This window comes from Bradyrhizobium sp. USDA 4516, assembly GCF_054055915.1.
The window spans coordinates 2,252,949-2,270,526 of the sequence record NZ_JBSRXT010000001.1; the positions used below are offsets into that span (position 1 = coordinate 2,252,949).

At 65.3% G+C, this 17,578-nt stretch carries 13 protein-coding genes; 8 read left to right on the forward strand and 5 right to left on the reverse strand.

Features of this window, described 5'->3' with window-relative positions; all coding sequences use genetic code 11:
* Positions 1–162 precede the first annotated feature (162 nt).
* Positions 163–987: a type I methionyl aminopeptidase gene (gene map / locus ACVI1L_RS10475; protein WP_016844429.1), complete on the forward strand. Its 825-nt coding sequence runs from the start codon at positions 163–165 to the stop codon at positions 985–987.
* Positions 988–1,012: 25 nt separating this feature from the next.
* Here map and ACVI1L_RS10480 read toward each other — a convergent pair whose 3' ends face one another.
* Positions 1,013–1,732, reverse strand: a complete 720-nt coding sequence (locus ACVI1L_RS10480; RefSeq protein ID WP_456782824.1) for a DNA-3-methyladenine glycosylase I — start codon at positions 1,730–1,732, stop codon at positions 1,013–1,015.
* Between the two features lie 137 nt (positions 1,733–1,869).
* Between ACVI1L_RS10480 and radC the strand changes: the two genes are divergently transcribed.
* From radC to ACVI1L_RS10505, 5 genes are all read left to right on the forward strand, one after another.
* Positions 1,870–2,583: a RadC family protein gene (gene radC / locus ACVI1L_RS10485; protein WP_456782825.1), complete on the forward strand. Its 714-nt coding sequence runs from the start codon at positions 1,870–1,872 to the stop codon at positions 2,581–2,583.
* 351 nt (positions 2,584–2,934) lie between these two features.
* The gene (gene glgX / locus ACVI1L_RS10490) at positions 2,935–5,058 is read left to right on the forward strand and encodes a glycogen debranching protein GlgX (RefSeq protein ID WP_456782826.1); all 2,124 of its coding nucleotides are present in this window, start codon (positions 2,935–2,937) and stop codon (positions 5,056–5,058) included.
* Positions 5,059–5,298: 240 nt separating this feature from the next.
* Complete coding sequence (locus ACVI1L_RS10495) at positions 5,299–7,164, forward strand: sigma-54-dependent Fis family transcriptional regulator (RefSeq protein WP_057018920.1); 1,866 nt, start codon at positions 5,299–5,301, stop codon at positions 7,162–7,164.
* Between the two features lie 83 nt (positions 7,165–7,247).
* The gene (locus ACVI1L_RS10500) at positions 7,248–8,831 is read left to right on the forward strand and encodes a hypothetical protein (protein ID WP_456782827.1); all 1,584 of its coding nucleotides are present in this window, start codon (positions 7,248–7,250) and stop codon (positions 8,829–8,831) included.
* Positions 8,831–9,235, forward strand: coding sequence for a hypothetical protein (locus tag ACVI1L_RS10505; RefSeq protein WP_229192436.1), 405 nt, complete (start codon positions 8,831–8,833; stop codon positions 9,233–9,235). Before ACVI1L_RS10500 ends, ACVI1L_RS10505 begins: the two co-directional genes overlap by 1 nt.
* A 9-nt stretch (positions 9,236–9,244) precedes the next feature.
* Here the strand turns inward: ACVI1L_RS10505 and ACVI1L_RS10510 are convergent, their stop codons facing one another.
* Positions 9,245–10,000 carry an SDR family oxidoreductase gene (locus tag ACVI1L_RS10510; RefSeq protein ID WP_253588667.1) on the reverse strand — a complete coding sequence of 252 codons (756 nt, stop codon included), beginning with the start codon at positions 9,998–10,000 and terminating at the stop codon, positions 9,245–9,247.
* 379 nt (positions 10,001–10,379) lie between these two features.
* Here ACVI1L_RS10510 and ACVI1L_RS10515 point away from each other — a divergent pair, with 379 nt between their 5' ends.
* Positions 10,380–10,856: a hypothetical protein gene (locus ACVI1L_RS10515; protein ID WP_057018924.1), complete on the forward strand. Its 477-nt coding sequence runs from the start codon at positions 10,380–10,382 to the stop codon at positions 10,854–10,856.
* A gap of 213 nt (positions 10,857–11,069) precedes the next feature.
* Here ACVI1L_RS10515 and ACVI1L_RS10520 read toward each other — a convergent pair whose 3' ends face one another.
* The 3 genes from ACVI1L_RS10520 to ACVI1L_RS10530 form a co-directional block, all read right to left on the reverse strand.
* A complete protein-coding gene (locus ACVI1L_RS10520) occupies positions 11,070–11,624 on the reverse strand; it encodes a flavin reductase family protein (protein WP_057018925.1) in 555 nt (184 codons plus the stop codon).
* Between the two features lie 109 nt (positions 11,625–11,733).
* A complete protein-coding gene (locus ACVI1L_RS10525; RefSeq protein ID WP_076831185.1) occupies positions 11,734–12,834 on the reverse strand; it encodes an LLM class flavin-dependent oxidoreductase in 1,101 nt (366 codons plus the stop codon).
* Positions 12,835–13,189: 355 nt separating this feature from the next.
* Positions 13,190–15,535 (reverse strand): mechanosensitive ion channel family protein, encoded by a 2,346-nt coding sequence (locus tag ACVI1L_RS10530; RefSeq protein WP_253588666.1) that lies wholly within the window; start codon positions 15,533–15,535, stop codon positions 13,190–13,192.
* Positions 15,536–15,845: 310 nt separating this feature from the next.
* Between ACVI1L_RS10530 and ACVI1L_RS10535 the strand changes: the two genes are divergently transcribed.
* Positions 15,846–17,576, forward strand: coding sequence for an ATP-dependent Clp protease adaptor ClpS (locus tag ACVI1L_RS10535; protein WP_456782828.1), 1,731 nt, complete (start codon positions 15,846–15,848; stop codon positions 17,574–17,576).
* Positions 17,577–17,578 lie beyond the last annotated feature (2 nt).

Sequence of the window (17,578 nt, forward strand, 5' to 3'; positions counted from 1 at the left end):
GAGCGCGGTCTTTTCGCCGCAGCGGTGGTCGCTGTTCCGGATATGGCCTGAAAATCAAGCCGTTTGGGCATGTCCCCATGCCCAACCTTGGCTTGCGCCGGGCGCGCCGATCATTAAATTAGGGCCTGAAATCAGCCCCTTGCCCGCAGAAACAGCAAGCCCATGAGCTATATCGACGCCACCGACACCTCGCTTCGCAAGACCGGTCAGATCAAGCTGCACGGACCGAGCGGCTTTGCCGGCATGCGCAAGGCGGGCGCCCTGGTGTCGAAATGCCTCGATGCGCTCACCGACATCGTCAAGCCGGGCATCCCGACTTCGGTCATCGACGAGTTCGTTCGCAAGTTCGCCTTCGACCACGGCGCCTATCCGGCGACGCTGATGTATCGCGGCTATCGCTACTCGACCTGCACCTCGATCAATCACGTGGTCTGCCACGGCATGCCGGGCGACCGGCCGCTGAAGGAAGGCGACATCGTCAATGTCGACGTCACCTTCATCGTCGACGGCTGGTACGGCGACTCCAGCCGCATGTATGCGATCGGCGCCATCGCGCGGAAGGCCGAGCGGCTGATCGAGGTGACCTATGAGGCGATGATGCGCGGCATCGCCGCGGTGAAGCCCGGCGCCACCACCGGCGATATCGGCCATGCCATCCAGAGCTATGTCGAGCCGCAGGGCATGAGCGTGGTGCGCGACTTCTGCGGCCACGGCCTCGGCCGCCTGTTCCACGACGAACCGAACATCATCCATATCGGCCGCCCCGGCGAAGGCGCGCCCTTGAAGCCCGGCATGTTCTTCACCATCGAGCCGATGATCAATCTCGGCAAGCCGCATGTGAAGATCCTGTCCGACGGCTGGACCGCGGTGACCCGCGACCGTTCGCTGTCGGCGCAGTTCGAGCATTCGGTCGGCGTCACCGCCGACGGCGTCGAGATCTTCACGCTGTCCGAACGCCATGGCGAGAAGCCGTGGGTTCAGGTCTAATCGGGTTCAGCTGTAACCGTCCTCGTCAATAATCGCTCCGCGTGCGCTCGATGATCTCCTCGGGCGTATGGTTCTCTCCGATCGACATCGCGCAGATCCGCGACAGATGCAGATAGGACAGTCCGGTCTCCTCCGCCCAGGCGTTGAACTGCGCCTGCACCTTGGCGAGATCGCGCTTCGACTTGACCTCCTCGGCGATATCGAGGCCGGCATCGCGCAGGCAGGCGACGACGTCGCGCGAGGTGACGAAGCCGTCCCAACCGAGGAAGCGCAGCAGCATCTGTCCGGTGTTGCCGCCGAGCCGGCTGCCGCGCTTGGCCAATAGCTCCAGCAGTCCAACCTCATCCGATGACGGCCAGGCGCTAAGGAATTTGCCGAAGCTGCCATGCTCGCGCGCGATCTCCTGCACGAAGCGGCCGTTGTCGCGCACCGACATGATCTTGGCGCCGTTGCGCACGATCCTGGCGTCGCTGACGAGCTTCTCCCAGAATTCGTCGGGCTTGAAGGCGAGCTTGGCGGGCTGAAAGCCGAGGAACGCCTCCTCGAAGCCCGGCCATTTGGCGTCGATCACGCTCCAGGCAAAGCCCGCGCAGAACACGCGCCTGGTCATCTCGGCCAGCACGCGGTCGTCACCGAGCTTGGCCAGCGCCTTGGCGCCCGCCGGCGGCCGCAGCAGCTTCTCCAGCGCCTTTGGCCCGCCCTTGCGCTTCTCGGCGCGCGAGCGGATCACCTTGAATGATGCCACGCGACCCTCCCCCTCTTTGCTCTCGAACCGTTGCGGCCGACGGTAATTCGCCGGTCGCATTGTGGCAAACCGGAGCGGCATCGGCCCTTCAGGATCGCCCCTTGCAAAATGCGGCCGGCACGGCATGGTTGTGGCCGATGCCCACCAAGCCCGATACCAGCGGCGACGAAGCCGACGAGACGCCACATTATCACGGCCATCGCGAACGGCTGCGCGAGCGCTTCTATGCGGCCGGTCCCGACGCGCTGACCGACTATGAGCTGCTGGAAATGGCGCTGTTCGCCGCGATCCCGCGCCGCGACACCAAGCCGTTGGCCAAGGCGCTGTTGAAGAAGTTCGGCTCGTTCGCCGAGGTCGTGCACGCGCCGGTGGCGCGGCTGCGCGAGGTCGAGGGCGTCAAGGATGCCTCGATCAACCAGCTCAAGCTGCTCGCCGCGGCCGCCGGCCGGATCGCCAAGGGTGAGATCAGGCGCAACGTCGCGCTGTCGTCCTGGAACGACGTCATCGACTATTGCCGCACCGGCATGGCGTTCGCCGACAAGGAGCAGTTCCGCCTCCTGTTCCTCGACAAGCGCAACCAGCTGATCGCCGACGAGGTGCAGCAGACCGGCACCGTCGATCACACCCCGGTCTATCCGCGTGAGGTGATCAAGCGCGCGCTGGAATTGTCCGCCACCGCGCTGATCCTGGTGCACAACCATCCGTCCGGCGACCCGACGCCGTCGCAGGCCGACATCCAGATGACGAAAGCCATCGTCGACATCGCAAAGCCGCTCGGGATTGCCGTGCACGATCACATCATCGTCGGCAAGAACGGGCATACCAGCTTCAAGGGCATGCGGCTGATTTAGCATTGCACTCAACAAGCCCTCCGCTGTCGTCCCGGCCTAGTGCGCAATTGCCCACGGGGCCGGGACCCATAACCACAGGGTTGCATTGTCGAAGCACGCTGTGGCTCCAGCTTTGCAAGCCAATTTGCTTTCGTGGTTATGGGTCCCGGGTCGCGCTGCGCTTGCCCGGGACGACATCGAGATTGTGGCAGAGAGTCATACGTCCGCATTCTCGCGACATCTCTTGCCGAGCCTTGCATCTCGTTCCGCCCGCGTCATACGAACCAAGCGTAACTGCCGCTAAACTAGCCCGATGCAACGTTTTCCGCGCGGCGGCGTTTGTTGCAGGTTGATCTCATGGCTGGGGGACCGATGTCCGATTTCGTCATTGAGGAAGGGCTGCCCTATCCGCTGGGCGCCCACTGGAGCGGCCACGGCACCAATTTCGCGGTGTTTTCCGCCAACGCGACCAAGGTCGAGGTCTGCCTGTTCGACGGCGAGCGCGAGACGCACCGCTTCGAGCTGCCCGAATATACCGACCAGGTGTTTCACGGCTTCATAAATGGCGTGCAGCCGGGGACGTTCTACGGCTATCGCGTTTACGGTCCCTACCAGCCGGACGGCGGCCACCGCTTCAACCCGAACAAGCTGCTGCTCGATCCCTACGCCTGCGCCCATGCCGGCAGCCTGACCTGGAATCCGGCGGTGTTCGGCTACAAGATGGAGAGCGGCGACGACCTCACCTTCGACGAGCGCGACAGCGCGCCGTTCATGCCGAAATGCGTGGTGGTCGATCCCAATTTCGACTGGGTCCAGGAGGCGCAGCGGCAGGACGTGCATTGGGACGAGACCGTGGTCTACGAGACCCACGTCAAGGGGTTCACCAAACAGCACCCCGGCATCGACGAACATTTGCGCGGCACCTATGCCGGCTTCGGCTCGAACGCTGCGATCGACCATCTCAAGGCGCTCGGCATCACCTCGGTCGAGCTGCTGCCGGTGCATTCCTTCATCAACGACAGCAACCTGCTGGACAAGCACCTGACCAATTACTGGGGCTACAACACCATCGGCTTCTTCGCGCCGGATCCGCGCTACGCCGCCGACGTGCCGAACAGCCTGCGCGAATTCAAGGAGATGGTGTCGCGGCTGCATGGCGCCGGCCTCGAAGTCATTCTCGACGTCGTCTACAACCACACCGCCGAAGGCAATGAGCGCGGCCCGACGCTGTCGTTCAAGGGCATCGACAATGCGAGCTATTACCGCCTGCTGCCGGACAAGCGGCGCTACTACATCAACGACACCGGCACCGGCAACACGGTGAACCTGTCGCATCCGCGGGTGATCCAGATGGTGATGGACAGCCTGCGCTACTGGGCCGGCCACATGCATGTCGACGGCTTCCGCTTCGATCTCGGCACCATCCTGGCACGTGAGGTCTACGGCTTCGACGAGCAGTCCGGCTTCCTCAAGGCGATGAACCAGGACCCGCTGCTCGCGACCGTCAAGCTGATCGCCGAACCCTGGGATTGCGGCCCCGGCGGCTACCAGGTCGGCGGCTTCCCGGCGGGCTGGGCGGAGTGGAACGACAAATACCGCAACGTTGTGCGCGATTTCTGGCGCGGCGAGGCGGCGCCAGGCAGCCTGGCACCGCGGCTGCTCGGCTCGCACGACGTGTTCAACCGCGAGGGCCGCCGCACCTGGGCCAGCATCAACTTCATCACTGCCCATGACGGCTTCACGCTGAACGACTGGGCGAGCTACAACAACAAGCACAACGAGGCCAACGGCGAGCACAACAATGACGGCTCGTCGGACAACCATTCCTGGAATTGCGGCGCCGAGGGCCCGACCTCCAATCCGGATATCCGCACTTTGCGCGAACGGCAGAAGCGCAACATGCTGGCGACGCTGCTGGCCTCGCAGGGCACGCCGATGCTGCTCGGCGGCGACGAGTTCGGCCGCACCCAGCGCGGCAACAACAATGCGTACTGCCAGGACAACGACATCTCGTGGTTCGACTGGAATTTTTCCGACGACGGCGGGAAGCTGCTCGCCTTCACCAAGCGGATGATCAAGCTGCGGCGCGACTACCCGATCCTGCGCCGCAGCCGCTTCCTCTCCGGCGATCGCGATCCCCAACTCGAGATTCGCGACGTGGTCTGGATCAGCACGACAGGCGCCGAGATGACGCAGGCCGACTGGAGCACCGGCTGGATCAAATGCTTCGGCGTCGTGCTCGACGGCCGCGCGCGCAAGACCGCGATCGCGCGTGAGGGCGAGGACGACACTGTGCTTGTCATCCTCAACAGCTACGAGGGCGAGGTCGACTTCAAGCTGCCGCCGACGTCAGCCGGACCGCGCTGGTCGCGGCTGCTCGACACCAACGCGCCGGAACAGCCGGCAGGCGCGCAGTTTGCGTTCGACGGCACGTACAAGGCGGTAGGGCGTTCGTTCGTGCTCTTCACCGCCGGCGAGGTGAAGTCATCCCCGTAGCCCGTTGGCTCCACTCGGGCTGCGATCCGCCTTCTCCTTCCCCCTGAAAGGGGGAAGGTCGGGATGGGGGTCAGCCGCAGGCGATGCTGCAAGAGAGCAGATCCCCACCCGCTTTGCTTTCACCAGCAAAGCGACCTCCCCTTTGCAAGGGGAGGTAAGAGTCCCGCGACGCCGTCGGCCAATTGACATTCGGCCGCGGACTGCCAGACTTCGCGGAAAATTAGGGGTGGAGACCTCTGGATGGCCAACCTTTCGGCCTCAAATCACGTCGCCCGTGTTCTGTCGGCGGCCAACCAGGTGGCCGGCGTCGACACCGAGACGCGGATCGCCGCGTCCTGGCGGCGCTGCCTTGTCAATCACAACCTCGATCCGGCCCGGCGCGGGCCGCCGCAGACCCTGACCGAGGCCGAGATCCGGCACATCGCCGAGCCGATGGAGGATTTGATCCAGGTCGCGATCCCCGAGCTCGAGGACCTCGCCCGCGTGCTCCACGATTCCGGCTACTGCGTCAATCTCGCCGACCCCAACGCCACCATGCTGGTGAGCCGGTTGCCCGGGGGCGACTACGCGCGGATGTTCCTTGAGTGGAAGATCTACACCGGCTCGAACTTCGCCGAGACGTTCGAGGGCACCAACGGGCTTGGCACCGCGCTCGCCGAGCAGCGGCCCATCCTGGTGCATGGCGACGAACATTTCCGCGAGCAGTGGCACATGTTCACCTGCGCGGTGTCGCCGCTGTTCGATCATGCCGGGCGGCTCGCCGGCGCCGTCAACATCACCTCGTGCCGCAGCGACCTCGGCCGCAGCGCGCATGAGCTGGCGCTCGCCGTCACCACGGAGGCGACGCGGCGGATCGAGCAGTCGTTCTTCCGCCGGCGCTACCGCGCCTCCTGGATCGCGATGCTGCCCGGCGACGGGCACGGCATGCTGGCCTATGACGACGACCGCCGTGTCGTCGGCGCCTGCCGCACCGCGCGCGCGGCGTTCGGCCTGACCGATGCGATGATCGACGACGGCATCGACCTGTCGCATCTTATTCAACTCGACGATCGCGCGACACGGGCCGCGGACGAGCAGGTCGCGCTGCGCCGCGCCGACGGCACGCCGTGGGGACGCGGCCATCTGGCGCCGCCGGTGCGGGCGCGTTCGCCGCGCCTGCCATCCACACCGCCGCGCGAAAAGCCGGCCGGACAGTTTTCCGGCCTGCACCGGCTGGCGGGCCGCGATCCCGTGCTGATCAAGGGCGTGAAGCGGCTGATGACGGTCGGCAATCTCGATCTGCCGATCCTGCTGCATGGCGAGACCGGCGCCGGCAAGGACGTGTTCGCGCGCGCCATCCATGCGGCGAGCAATCGCGCCGGCCGCAACTACGTCGCGCTGAACTGCGCAGCGATGCCGGAGAGCCTGATCGATGCCGAGCTGTTCGGCTACGAAGCCGGCGCCTTCACCGGCGCGCGGCGCGAGGGATCGAAGGGGCTGATCGTGCAAGCCAGCGGCGGCACGTTGTTCCTCGACGAGATCGGCGACATGCCGCTTTCGCTGCAAACCAGGCTGCTGCGCGTGCTGGAAAACCGCGAGGTCTGGCCGCTCGGCGCGCTGAAGCCTGTCGCGGTCGACATCCGCCTGATCAGCGCCACGCACCGCGACCTGGCGCGGATGGCTGAGGACGGCAGCTTCCGCTCCGATCTGTATTATCGGCTGCGCGGCATGGAGATCCGCCTGCCCGCGTTGCGCGAGCGTGCCGACCGCAAGGACGTCATCGCACAGATCGCCGACGAGGAAGCGCCGCACTGCCGCATCGCGGCCGACGCCTGGGCGCAGCTGATGGCCTATCCGTTCCCCGGCAACATGCGCCAGCTTCGCCACGTGCTGCGGCTCGCCGGCGCCACCGCGGAGGACGGCGTCATCACCGAGGCCGATCTCGATCTGCCGCCGTTCAGCGCACGCGGCGCGGAGGCCGATCACACAGCGAGCGAGCGCACCGCGATCATCGATGCATTGCGCGCCAATGACGGAAGAGTGACGGACGCGGCCAAGGCGCTCGGGCTCAGCCGCGCGACGTTGTACCGGAAGATCAAGGCGTTAGGGATCGCGCTGGACAGCTAGACCAGAACGGCCCCTGCTGTTCCGGCGGTGCGGGAAAGGTGATATCGTACGGTTTTCGCCTTCAACGCCACGGAGCGGGTCCCATGACACGGTTTCCCCTCGCTGTGGTCGTTGGCCTCATTGCCGCGACCATTTCGCAGCCTGCCGCCTCGGATTCCACTGAGCAACGATTGGGCAAAGTCCATTTTGTAACATCCTGCAAGCCCGAAGCGCAGGAGCTGTTCGATCGCGCCATGCTGTATCAGCATTCGTTCTGGTACAGCGCGTCGCGACGAACCTTCGAGGAGGTGCTGGAGGCGGACCCGCAATGCGCCATCGCCTATTGGGGCATCGCGCTCAGCTATCTCTACAATCCGCACGCGCCTCCGCCGCCGGAAAACCTTCCGCTCGGCCTTGAAGCAGCGAAAAAAGGCCAGGCGCTGAATGCCGGCACCCCGCGCGAGCGGGAATACATCGATGCGATCGCGGCGATGTATGTCGACTACGACAAGGTCGATCACCGCACCCGCGTGCAGCGATTCCTCGCCGCCGAAGAGCAGGTCGCGACGCACTATGCCCACGATGACGAGGCGCAGATCGCCTATGCGATCACGCTCAACGTCGCGGCCTCGCCGGGCGACAAGACCTATGCCAACCAGCTGAAGGGCGCGGCGCTGCTCGAACCGATCTTCAAGCGCCAGCCCGAGCACCCCGGCATCGCCCACTATCTGATCCATCTCTACGACTACCCGGCGCTCGCGGAGAAGGGCCTCCCCGCGGCGATGCGCTATGCCAAGATCGCCGAACACGCGCCGCATGCCCAGCACATGCCGTCGCACATCTTCACGCGGGTCGGCTACTGGAAGGAGTCGATCGCCTCGAACAAGGAATCCGCGCGCATCGCCAAGCAAGACGGCGAACAGCAGGACCAGGCACACGCGATGGACTATCTGGTGTATGCCTATCTCCAGCTCGGCCAGGACAAGGAGGCACGTGCTGTGATCGACGAGCTCGGCAAGCTCCAGTTCAAGCTCGACCGGTTCGCAGGCCCCTTCGCGGTGGCGGCAAGCCAGGCCCGCTATGTCTTCGAACGCGGCGACTGGAAGGGTGCCGCCGCGCTTCAAGTGCATCCCACCAAATACGCCTATGCGGATGCCATCACCTATTTCGCCCGCGCGGTCGGCGCCGCGCGCTCGGGTGACCCCGCCGCCGCCAAAGCCGATGTCGCCAAGCTGGTCGAGTTGCGCGACAAGTTGAAGGACGCCAAGGACGCCTACTGGTCCAACATCGTCGACATCCAGCAGCAGATCGCGAGCGCCTGGGTGCTGTACGCGGAAGGCAAATACGACGATGCGCTCAGCGCGATGAATGCCGCCGCGGAGGCGGAAGACAAGACCGAGAAGCATCCCGTCACGCCGGGACCGCTGGCGCCGGCGCGCGAGCTCTACGCGGCGATGCTGCTCGATCGCGGCACGGCCAGGGAGGCGCTCGCCGCCTATGAGGCCGTGCTCAAGAAGGAGCCCAACCGGCTAGCGACTTATCTCGGCATGATCAAGAGCGCCAAGGCGGCCGGCGATCAGGCCAAGATCCGGGAATGCGCTGATCAGATTGCCCGGCTCACCGCGGATGCCGATCTGTCGCGGCCGGAGCTGATCGAATTGCGCCAGACGACCGGAAGCAAGCTGTGATGCCACGGGCGACATGGCGCAACGGTGGAGCGGCGCTGCTCGGCGCCGTTGCGCTATCGCTTTGCCATACCCTGCCGCTTGGCGCGATGGAGATCCTCGGCCAGGCCGGCGTGCTCGGCGAATGGGAGCTGACCGGACATCTCACCGAAAGCGCGCCGGGCGCGCCGAGGCAGTTCTCCGGACCGCTCAAGATGAAGCATGTGGGCATCTGCACGCAAGACGGGCCGGACGAACGCGCCGGAGAAATCAAGCTGCAAATCACGGGCGCGGATTCCCAGGTCACCGCCGAGCTGGTGCTGGACGGCGCGCCCTGCACCTACAGCGCCCGCAAGACGCGCAATTACGAGGGCACGCTGTCCTGCGAAGGACGCGCGCCCGTCCCACTGCTGGTGTGGCTCAAATAGCCGATACCGTCAGGCCGCCGGTCGCGCGCGGCGCAGCCATTCGTTCAGATCGATCCGGCCGAGGCGCGCCTCGCCGAGCGGCACCAGCGAGTGCTGCTCGACCCGGCCGCCCCAGTAAAGCGCGTCAGGGTCTTTCACCACCTCGCGCGGGTCGCCCTTTGCCTTCAGATAGCGCGCCACGATCTCGTTGAACGGCGCGCGGTCGGGACCTGCGATCTCGACGATGCCGTTGCGTGGCGGCTCGAGCGCGATATCGGCGACGAACGCGGAGACGTCCTCCGCCGCGATCGGCTGGAACAGGCCGGGCGAGAGCCTCACCGTGTTTCCGACTGCGCCCGCATCGGCGATCGCGCCGACGAATTCCATGAACTGGGTCGCGCGGATGATGGTGTAGGGAATCCCGGACGCCTCGATCAGCTTCTCCTGCGCCACCTTGGCGCGGAAGTAGCCGTTCTCGGGCGTCCGGTCGGTGCCGACGATCGACAGCGCGACATGGTGCTTGACGCCGGCCGGCTTCTCCGCCGCCAGCAGGTTGCGGCCGGAGGTCTCGAAGAATTCCATCACCGCCTTGTCCTCGAACGAGGGCGAATTGGCGAGGTCGATCACGACGGCCGCGCCGGCCAGCGCCCCCTTCAACCCCTCGCCGGTGATGGCGTTGATGCCGTTCTTCGGCGAGGCGGCGACGACGTCATGGCCGCGCTGGCGCAGAATGGCAACGGTCCTTGAGCCGATCAGTCCGGTACCGCCGATCACAACGATCTTCATGGTGATACTCCTTGTCGGTGACGAGGTTTCTTGAGACATGCTTTCCGGATTTGCCGGCGGCAATCGTCATTGGTACGTCGCGCGACCTCTTGTGTCGCTCTCTCGCACGCAACCACACTATAGCACGCCACGGCTGTTCTGATGTCGCGGAGTCTGTCGTCTGACGAGCATGAGCCGTTGGTGTCTACGCTTGCTGAACCTCTTACCGTCACGTAGACTAATGCGTGCGTTCCAGCCAGCGTGCTGGGGTACCGAAAGCTTCGGCCGCTGCCGGGATATAACCGCGGGCTCTCTTTCGTGCTGCAACGCAAATGCTGGGCATGACGTATAGCCCGCTGTGCACTCCTTGATTTGATTTCAGCAAACGCAGGAGGAGTCTATGCGGAATTTTATCACCTTTTTCGTTTCCAGCGTGGCAATCGTCGTTGCGGGGTCGACCGCGTTAGCGGGTGAGAAGGTGCTCGAGTTCAAGCTCGTCACCAAGCCTGTCGACGTCAAGGTCATCGAGGCAGCAAACGTCGAGGGGCAGACGGTCGTTTCCGGCAAGTTCTTTGGTGTCGCCATCTTCAGTGATGGCCATATCGGGGTGAAGGAGTTCGTCCATTCAGGAGACATGCTGAAGGGCTCGGGCTCCTATTACGGTTACAGCACCTACACGTTCGAGGAAGGCGCGATCACCGCGCGTTACACCGGCGCGATCAAGGACGGAAAATCAAACGGCGAATATACGATCCTTTCGGGCACGGGCGCTTATGCGAATGCAACGGGCACAGGAACGATCGAAAGCGCGCCGAACCCCTTCAAGGGGGTCAATCTTCTGAACATCAAACTGGTCGTGAGAACGCCGGGGTCATAGCAGCGCAGCGTCCGCGGGACCACGGCAAGGACAGCGACGCCTCACATGAGCGTTGGCTCGGCCAGCGGTCGCACGGCCGGGCCAAAGCCATCAAACGCGTGCAAGACGGGTCGTCAGCATTGCGCCCTCAAGGCGACGCAGCCCGACAGCTCTCAAACGATTGAGAGAGGATCGGGTACCTGGACCCGTCCGCCTCGCAGATGTCAGTACGTTTCAGGAAAATTCGTTCCAGCTCACACGCCGCGCATCGACGTCGCCGAGCTCGACCGGATCATGGATGTTGCGCACGCTCTGGAAGCCGGAGCGCAGATAGATCAGCGGGTCGACTGTGGTCGCGGCGCGGACGTGCTGGACCTCGCCGATGAAGATCGAATGGGTCTTGGTCTCGAGCTCCTGCGCCAGCACGCAGTCGAACGCCGCGACGGCATCCTCCAGCACCGGGGCGCCGGTGGCGCCGGTGGTCCAGCGCCCAAACGCAAAACGGTCGTCGCCGTTGACGCCCTTCTGTCCGGAGAAGGTCAGCGCCAGCAGCGCGTGGTCCTCGTTCAGGAAGTTGATGACGAAATGGCGCTCCTCGCGGATGCGCTGATGCGCGCTGGCGTTACGGTTAACGCAGACCAGCACCGAGGGCGGATTGTCCGACAGCGAGCAGGCCGAGGTCACGGTCAGGCCGGTGCGCTGCCCGGTCTCCGAGCCGACCGTCACCAGCGCGACGGCGCCCGCGCAATGGCGCATCGCCTGCTTGAAACTCTGTGCGTCGACCGTCATGCCGCAAACCCTGTCTGAGCATGATCCGCCGGATCATGCTTCGGTAAAAACATTTCGTTCAAGATATGCGAGGCGGGGTGCGAGGCAAGCCCCGCACCCCGCGCAGCTGTCATGCAGCCTTCTCGAACTCGGCTCCGAGATGCTTGAGCCGCGGCATCACCTCGTTCTTGAGCAGGTCCAGCGAGTGCCGCCAGGCTTCCGGCTTGTGCTTGTAGTCGAAGCCGAACACACAGAGGACGCCGAAGCCGCCGACCTCCCGGTAGATCTTCTCGATCCTCTCGGTGACGGTCGCGGGCGAGCCGACGATCCAATTCCGGCGTGCGCAATATTCGACGGTGACGTCGCTGTCGGGCACGTCGGGCGCGTGCTTCAGATAGTCCTTGAAGCCGAAATGGCCGAGCAGCGGCAGGAAGTACTCGCCCATCATCCGGCCCATCATGTCGCCGGTCGACAGCTTCCACGCCTCCTCATCGGTATCCGCCACGAACACCTCGCGCACCAGCCGCCAGTCCTTGCGGCTCGGCTTGCGGCCGGTCTTGGCGGCGCCGGCCTCGACCGAATCCCAGTGGCTGCCGACATAGGCCGGGTTGAGGTTGAGGCTCATCGGGATGAAGCCGCGCTCGCCGGCGAGCTTCAAGGTGTCCGAATTCTTCGACAGGCCGGCGACGCCGATCGGCGGATGCGGCCCCTGCAACGGCTTGATGTGCGGCTTGAGGAAGTCGAACATCGTGTCCGGCTTGCTCACTGTCCAGTACTTGCCCTTGTGCGTCCAGGGTCCCGGCTCGGACCACATCTTCAGGATGATCTCGAGCGCCTCGCGGGTCATGTCGCGGTTCTGGCCCGACATGCCGTCGACATTGAACATCGCCCAGTCGCTGGGCAGGCCCGAGGCCGCGACGCCGAAGTTGAGGCGCCCGTTCGAGAGATGATCGAGCATCGCAACGCGGTTCGCGAGCTCGGCGGGATGATGATACGGCAGCAGGAAGCCGCCGGGCCCGATGCGCAGATTCTTGGTCTGCAGCAGCGCCTGCGCCACCAGTAGGTCGGGCGACGGGTGCGGCTCCCAGGGTGCGGTGTGATGCTCGCCGATCCAGGCTTCCTGGTAGCCGAGCTCGTCGAGCCAGCGCAGCGTCTGCAGGTCCCAGTCGTGGCCCTCCTTCAATCCGCACTCCGGCGGGTGCGAGGGCATAGTGAAGTATCCAAGCTCCATGTGCGTTTCCTTCCTTCGCGTTGGGTTCAGTCGTGCAATGCGTCTTGCCGCGCATTGCATGACGATCAGCAAGCGCTGTGCCAGCGGAGGAAGTCGCAGGGAATGGGTGAGAACGGCCGGATTTCGGCCGGCTGCGCGCCGGTCAGCGGGCTTGGCAAGGCTGGCGGCGTCTCACCGTCGCGAGACGTGTCGCAACCATGAGACGCGCCGGCAAGCATTCCCGCTGGTTGGCTCGGGCTGCCTTCGCACACACGGAAGCAGATACTCTCGCGGAGACTCCCCCTCACCCGAATTCGAGCTTCGCTCGAATTCGACCTCTCCCCGCAAGCGGGGCGAGGTGAAGCGGAGCGCCGGATCAGCCCGCCGCGCGGCGCGGCTGGGCGTTGGTATCGGGCTCGGAGGGTGGAGGAAGCTGCATCAGGATGGTCTGGCCCATCGAGGCGATCTCGATGCCCTCCTCCTGGAAGCGCCGTTTCATGCGGCGGTTGAACTCGCGTTGCACCGCCCAGCGTCCGCTATCGGTGCAGCGGATCTGGCCGACGATGGTCACGACCGAGCCGTCGACCTTGTCGACGCCCCACAATTCGAGGTCGCCTCGAATGAATGCGCGATACGCCGTCTCCTGGCGCATCTGGGCGACGATGTCCTTCAGCACCTCGCCGGCGCGGTCGGTGTCCTCCTTGTAGGACACGTTGACGCTGACCGCGGCATTGCCGGCGCCGCGGCTGGAATTGGTGATCGTCGTCACCGCGCTGAACGGCACGACGTGCACCGAACCGTCGCCGGCGCGCAGCCGCATGGTGCGGATCGAGACGTTCTCGACCACGCCCGAGAGGCCCGACACCGTGACGTTGTCGCCGACCTGCACGGTGTTCTCGATCAGGAGGAACAGCCCGGTGATCAGGTCCTGCACCAGCTTCTGCGAACCGAAGCCGATCGCGATGCCGACGATGCCGGCGCCGGCCAGCAGCGGCGCGACATTGACGCCGATCTCGCTGAGCGCCGTGAGGCCGACCACCGCGACGATCATGCAGAACAGCGCGGTTCGCAGCATCGGCTGAAAGGTGCGCAAGCGCGCGGCGCGGGCGTAATGCCCGTCGCGCGACAGGGTCTCGATCTGCCGATCCATCAGCGCATTGGCGACTTCCCAGATCACGGCCGCGGCCAGCGCGGCAATGCCGATCGTCACCAGCGCCGAGATCAGGCGGCTTCCGATCTGGCCGCCATAGAACCAGACGATGGCATCGACGCCCCAGACCTCGAGCAGCGCGACGAAGCCAATGAAGGCGATCACTGCCGTGACCACCTTGCGCAGCAGCGGCAGATAGCGGTTGGCGCGGGTCTCGAGCCCCGGGAAGCGCTGGATCAGCTCCGGGCTGATGCGAAAGCCGCGATCGATCAGGCTCAGCACCACCATGGTGACGAGGCGGGTGACCAGCAGCACCGCGACGGTGCCGACGAAATACTGCAGCAGCAGCGAGTAGCCGTTGCGGATGTTGAGCGCCCACACTGCCCACAGCGCGAGGTCGAGCGCGATCGCCAGCACATGCCAGAGCGCCGCGAGCCGGTTGCGCGTCCGCGCCGCAAGCCCGGTGCGATCGGCCGGCGCGCGGATGGCGTCGGCGACCTGGCGGCGGCACTGCAGGATGATGACGACGACGAACAGATGCACGACCAGCATCACGAGCCGGATCAGCGCGGCGTAGCCGGCGCGATGCAGCCCGAGCAGCAGCGCGACATTGGCAAAGGCGATGCCCGAGACGCCGACGGCGACGATGCGCCGGGCCCAGATCTCGATATAGGCCGCGGTCTCGGCACGGACGCGGAACAGGCCGAACGGCCCCGCCAGCGCGCGCACCGCGCAAATCAAGACGCGCGAGAACACATAGGCGTTGACGACGGCCAGGATCACGAGCCGCGTGGTCGATTGATCGCCGATCTCGGTGCCGAGCAGCGCGGTGGCGATGCCGCCGAACACGACGACCGGCAGCAATTCGAGCAAAAGGCGCCCAAGCACGAAGGGCAGCCGGACCAGCGACTGCCAGGCCCGCGCCAGGCTGAGCCGGCGCCGCTGCAACTCGGGCGCCGGCGTGACGTCGGCAACCGACGACGGCGGATCGACGATGGCGAGCGTCTGCACCGGCATGCGCGCGGTCTGCGGCAGCCGCGCTTCCAGGAACGCGACCGGCCGCTTGATCAGGCGGAACACCACCCATTCGGCGGCCAGCGCGCAGCCGAACACCAGCGCCAGCTTCCAGGCGATATCGATCAAGAGGCCATAGGCGACCGGATCGTTGGCGGTACGCACGAACCAGTAGTAGAACGCCGGGAAATGCGTCAGCGTGCGCGCGACGTCGGCGACCTCGCGCGACATCTCGCCGACCTGCTCGGACACCATCAGCAACAGCTGTGCGCCGAGGCTGTCGGCGGTGAGCGGGATCGGCGAATGCTGCTCCGGCGCAGGCGCCGGCTGGGCCGCCGCCTGCGGCGAGGCATTGGCGATGGCGCGCAGCGTGTTGATGATCTCGCCGCGCTTCTTGTCGTCCTGCAGCGTGTCGAGCGCACGTTTCGCCTGCTCGGGCGTCAGCGCGTCGCCGGTAGCGGGTTGCGGCGGCGCCGGCTTGGCGGCCGGCTGCGCCAGCGCGGGAGAGACGAACAAGGTGAAGACGAGAAGCAGCGCAAGGCGAAGTTTGTGCGACACGAGGGCCTCATAAAATAACTGCGCGACCGCAAACCCTTGGGAGGAATCTGCTCTCGCGCTCGCGCCATGTCGGATACTCCTTTTCGCCCCGATGGTGTGTCGGAAGTTTGCCGCTGTGACGGCCATCTCTTGGCATTTGCCGCAACACAATCGTCACAGGCGTTGAGCCGCGTTTACACTTCCAGTGCGCGTTCCCGGCCGGCTCACTACACGTCAGGGGTGAGACCGCAGAATCTTTCGCTTGACGCGCAGGAGCCGCCGTGATGTTCTTACTTTGTTCTTTTGTTCCCAATTGCGTTTCGGGGGTTTCATGCACGACGTTTTTGCCGAGAACGGTCCGGTCAGGCTCTTCATCCATGATGACGACGAGACACCGATAGAATTCATGCGCAACCTGCTGCGCACGGTATTCGGCAAGTCCCGGAAAGAGGCTGTTGCCGTCACCGCGCGAATCGAGGCCCAGAACGGATTCGCATGCGGCCCCTATCCCGCGACGGTGGCCAAGGCACTGCTGGAGTCCGCCCAACAGCTGATCCGCAACAACGGGCATCCATTGCTGATCACCGCATCGGCCGCCGACGCGGCCCGGCCGTGCGATCTCTGTGGCGCGCTGGAGCCCGTCACCGACGTGTTTCTCATCCGCCGGACAGTCTGCCTGTGCGGCAACTGCCTGATCGCCGCGCGGGCAAGCTCGGAAAATCTACCGAGCGAGGAGTTCAGATATGCCTTCATGGCGCTCGATTGGCATTTTGCCGGGACGCCGCGCAATCAGATCATGACCCGGTCGCGACAATTTCCCGGTCACATGCGAGCGGACGTTCAGATCGCGATCGACAGGTTGTTCGATGTGCCGATCCATTTCTTCGGCATTCATGAGCAACACCGCTATGAGACCCTCGCGATTGCCTCGCTGATGGAGAACAGCCGCAACGCGCCGCCGATCGCGCCGCCGCAGTATCACGACGTCGACGTTGGCGAGCCTGAGTCGGTGAAATGCCTGACCAATGGCTTGTGGCTATGCCAAACCGGAGAGCTGCGCTACGCGGTGCTGCTCAGCTACCATCGTGATTATCAGACCGAGCCGGGCTTGCGGATCGAGCTCGCGGTGCCCGCAGGCGTCGCCGGAAACGCCTTGGTGCAGCGGACCTTTGCCGAGCTGGAAGCGGCCGTGTACGCGGCACGATCCTATCGCGGCAAGATCCTGTCGCTCGAGGATGCCGCCGACTATCGCGGCCGCGCCCGCGGCGTGACCGTGCATCGCCTGCCGACGGTCGCGCGCGATGACGTGATCCTGCCGGACCGGACGCTGCGGCTGCTCGACCGCAACGTGCTCGACTTCGTCGAAAGCCGCGATCTGTTGCGCAAGCTCGGGCAGTCGACCCGCAAGGGCATCCTGCTCTACGGCCCGCCCGGCACCGGCAAGACCCACACCATTCGCTATCTCGCCACCAACCTGCCGGATCACACCACGCTGATCATCACCGCCGAGCAGGTCGGCCTGCTCGGCGCCTATATGAGCCTCGCGCGGCTGCTGCAGCCGACCATGGTCGTGATCGAGGATGTCGACCTGATCGCGCGCGACCGCGAGGACATGGGCGGACCGTGCGAGGAATCGCTGCTCAACAAGCTGCTCAACGAGATGGACGGCCTGAAGGAGGACTGCGACATCCTGTTCGTGCTGACCACCAACCGGCCCGAGGAGCTGGAAGGCGCGCTGGCCGGCCGGCCCGGCCGCATCGACCAGGCCATCGAGGTGCCGGTGCCCGACGAGACCGGGCGCGGCAAGCTGATCCGACTGTACGGCAAGGGCCTGCCGCTCGAACCGCCCGTGGTTGACGCAGCGGTGCAGCGCACCGCCGGGGTCAGCGCCGCATTCATCAAGGAGCTGATGCGCCGCATCGCTCAGGCCAGCATCGCCCGCGGGGGAGGCCAGGATGTCACTGCTGACGACATCGACGCAGCGCTGAACGAGATGCTGTTCGACGGCGGCCGGCTCAACGTGAAGCTGCTCGGCGGCGCGCAGGGGATGAGTGCGGGGTGATG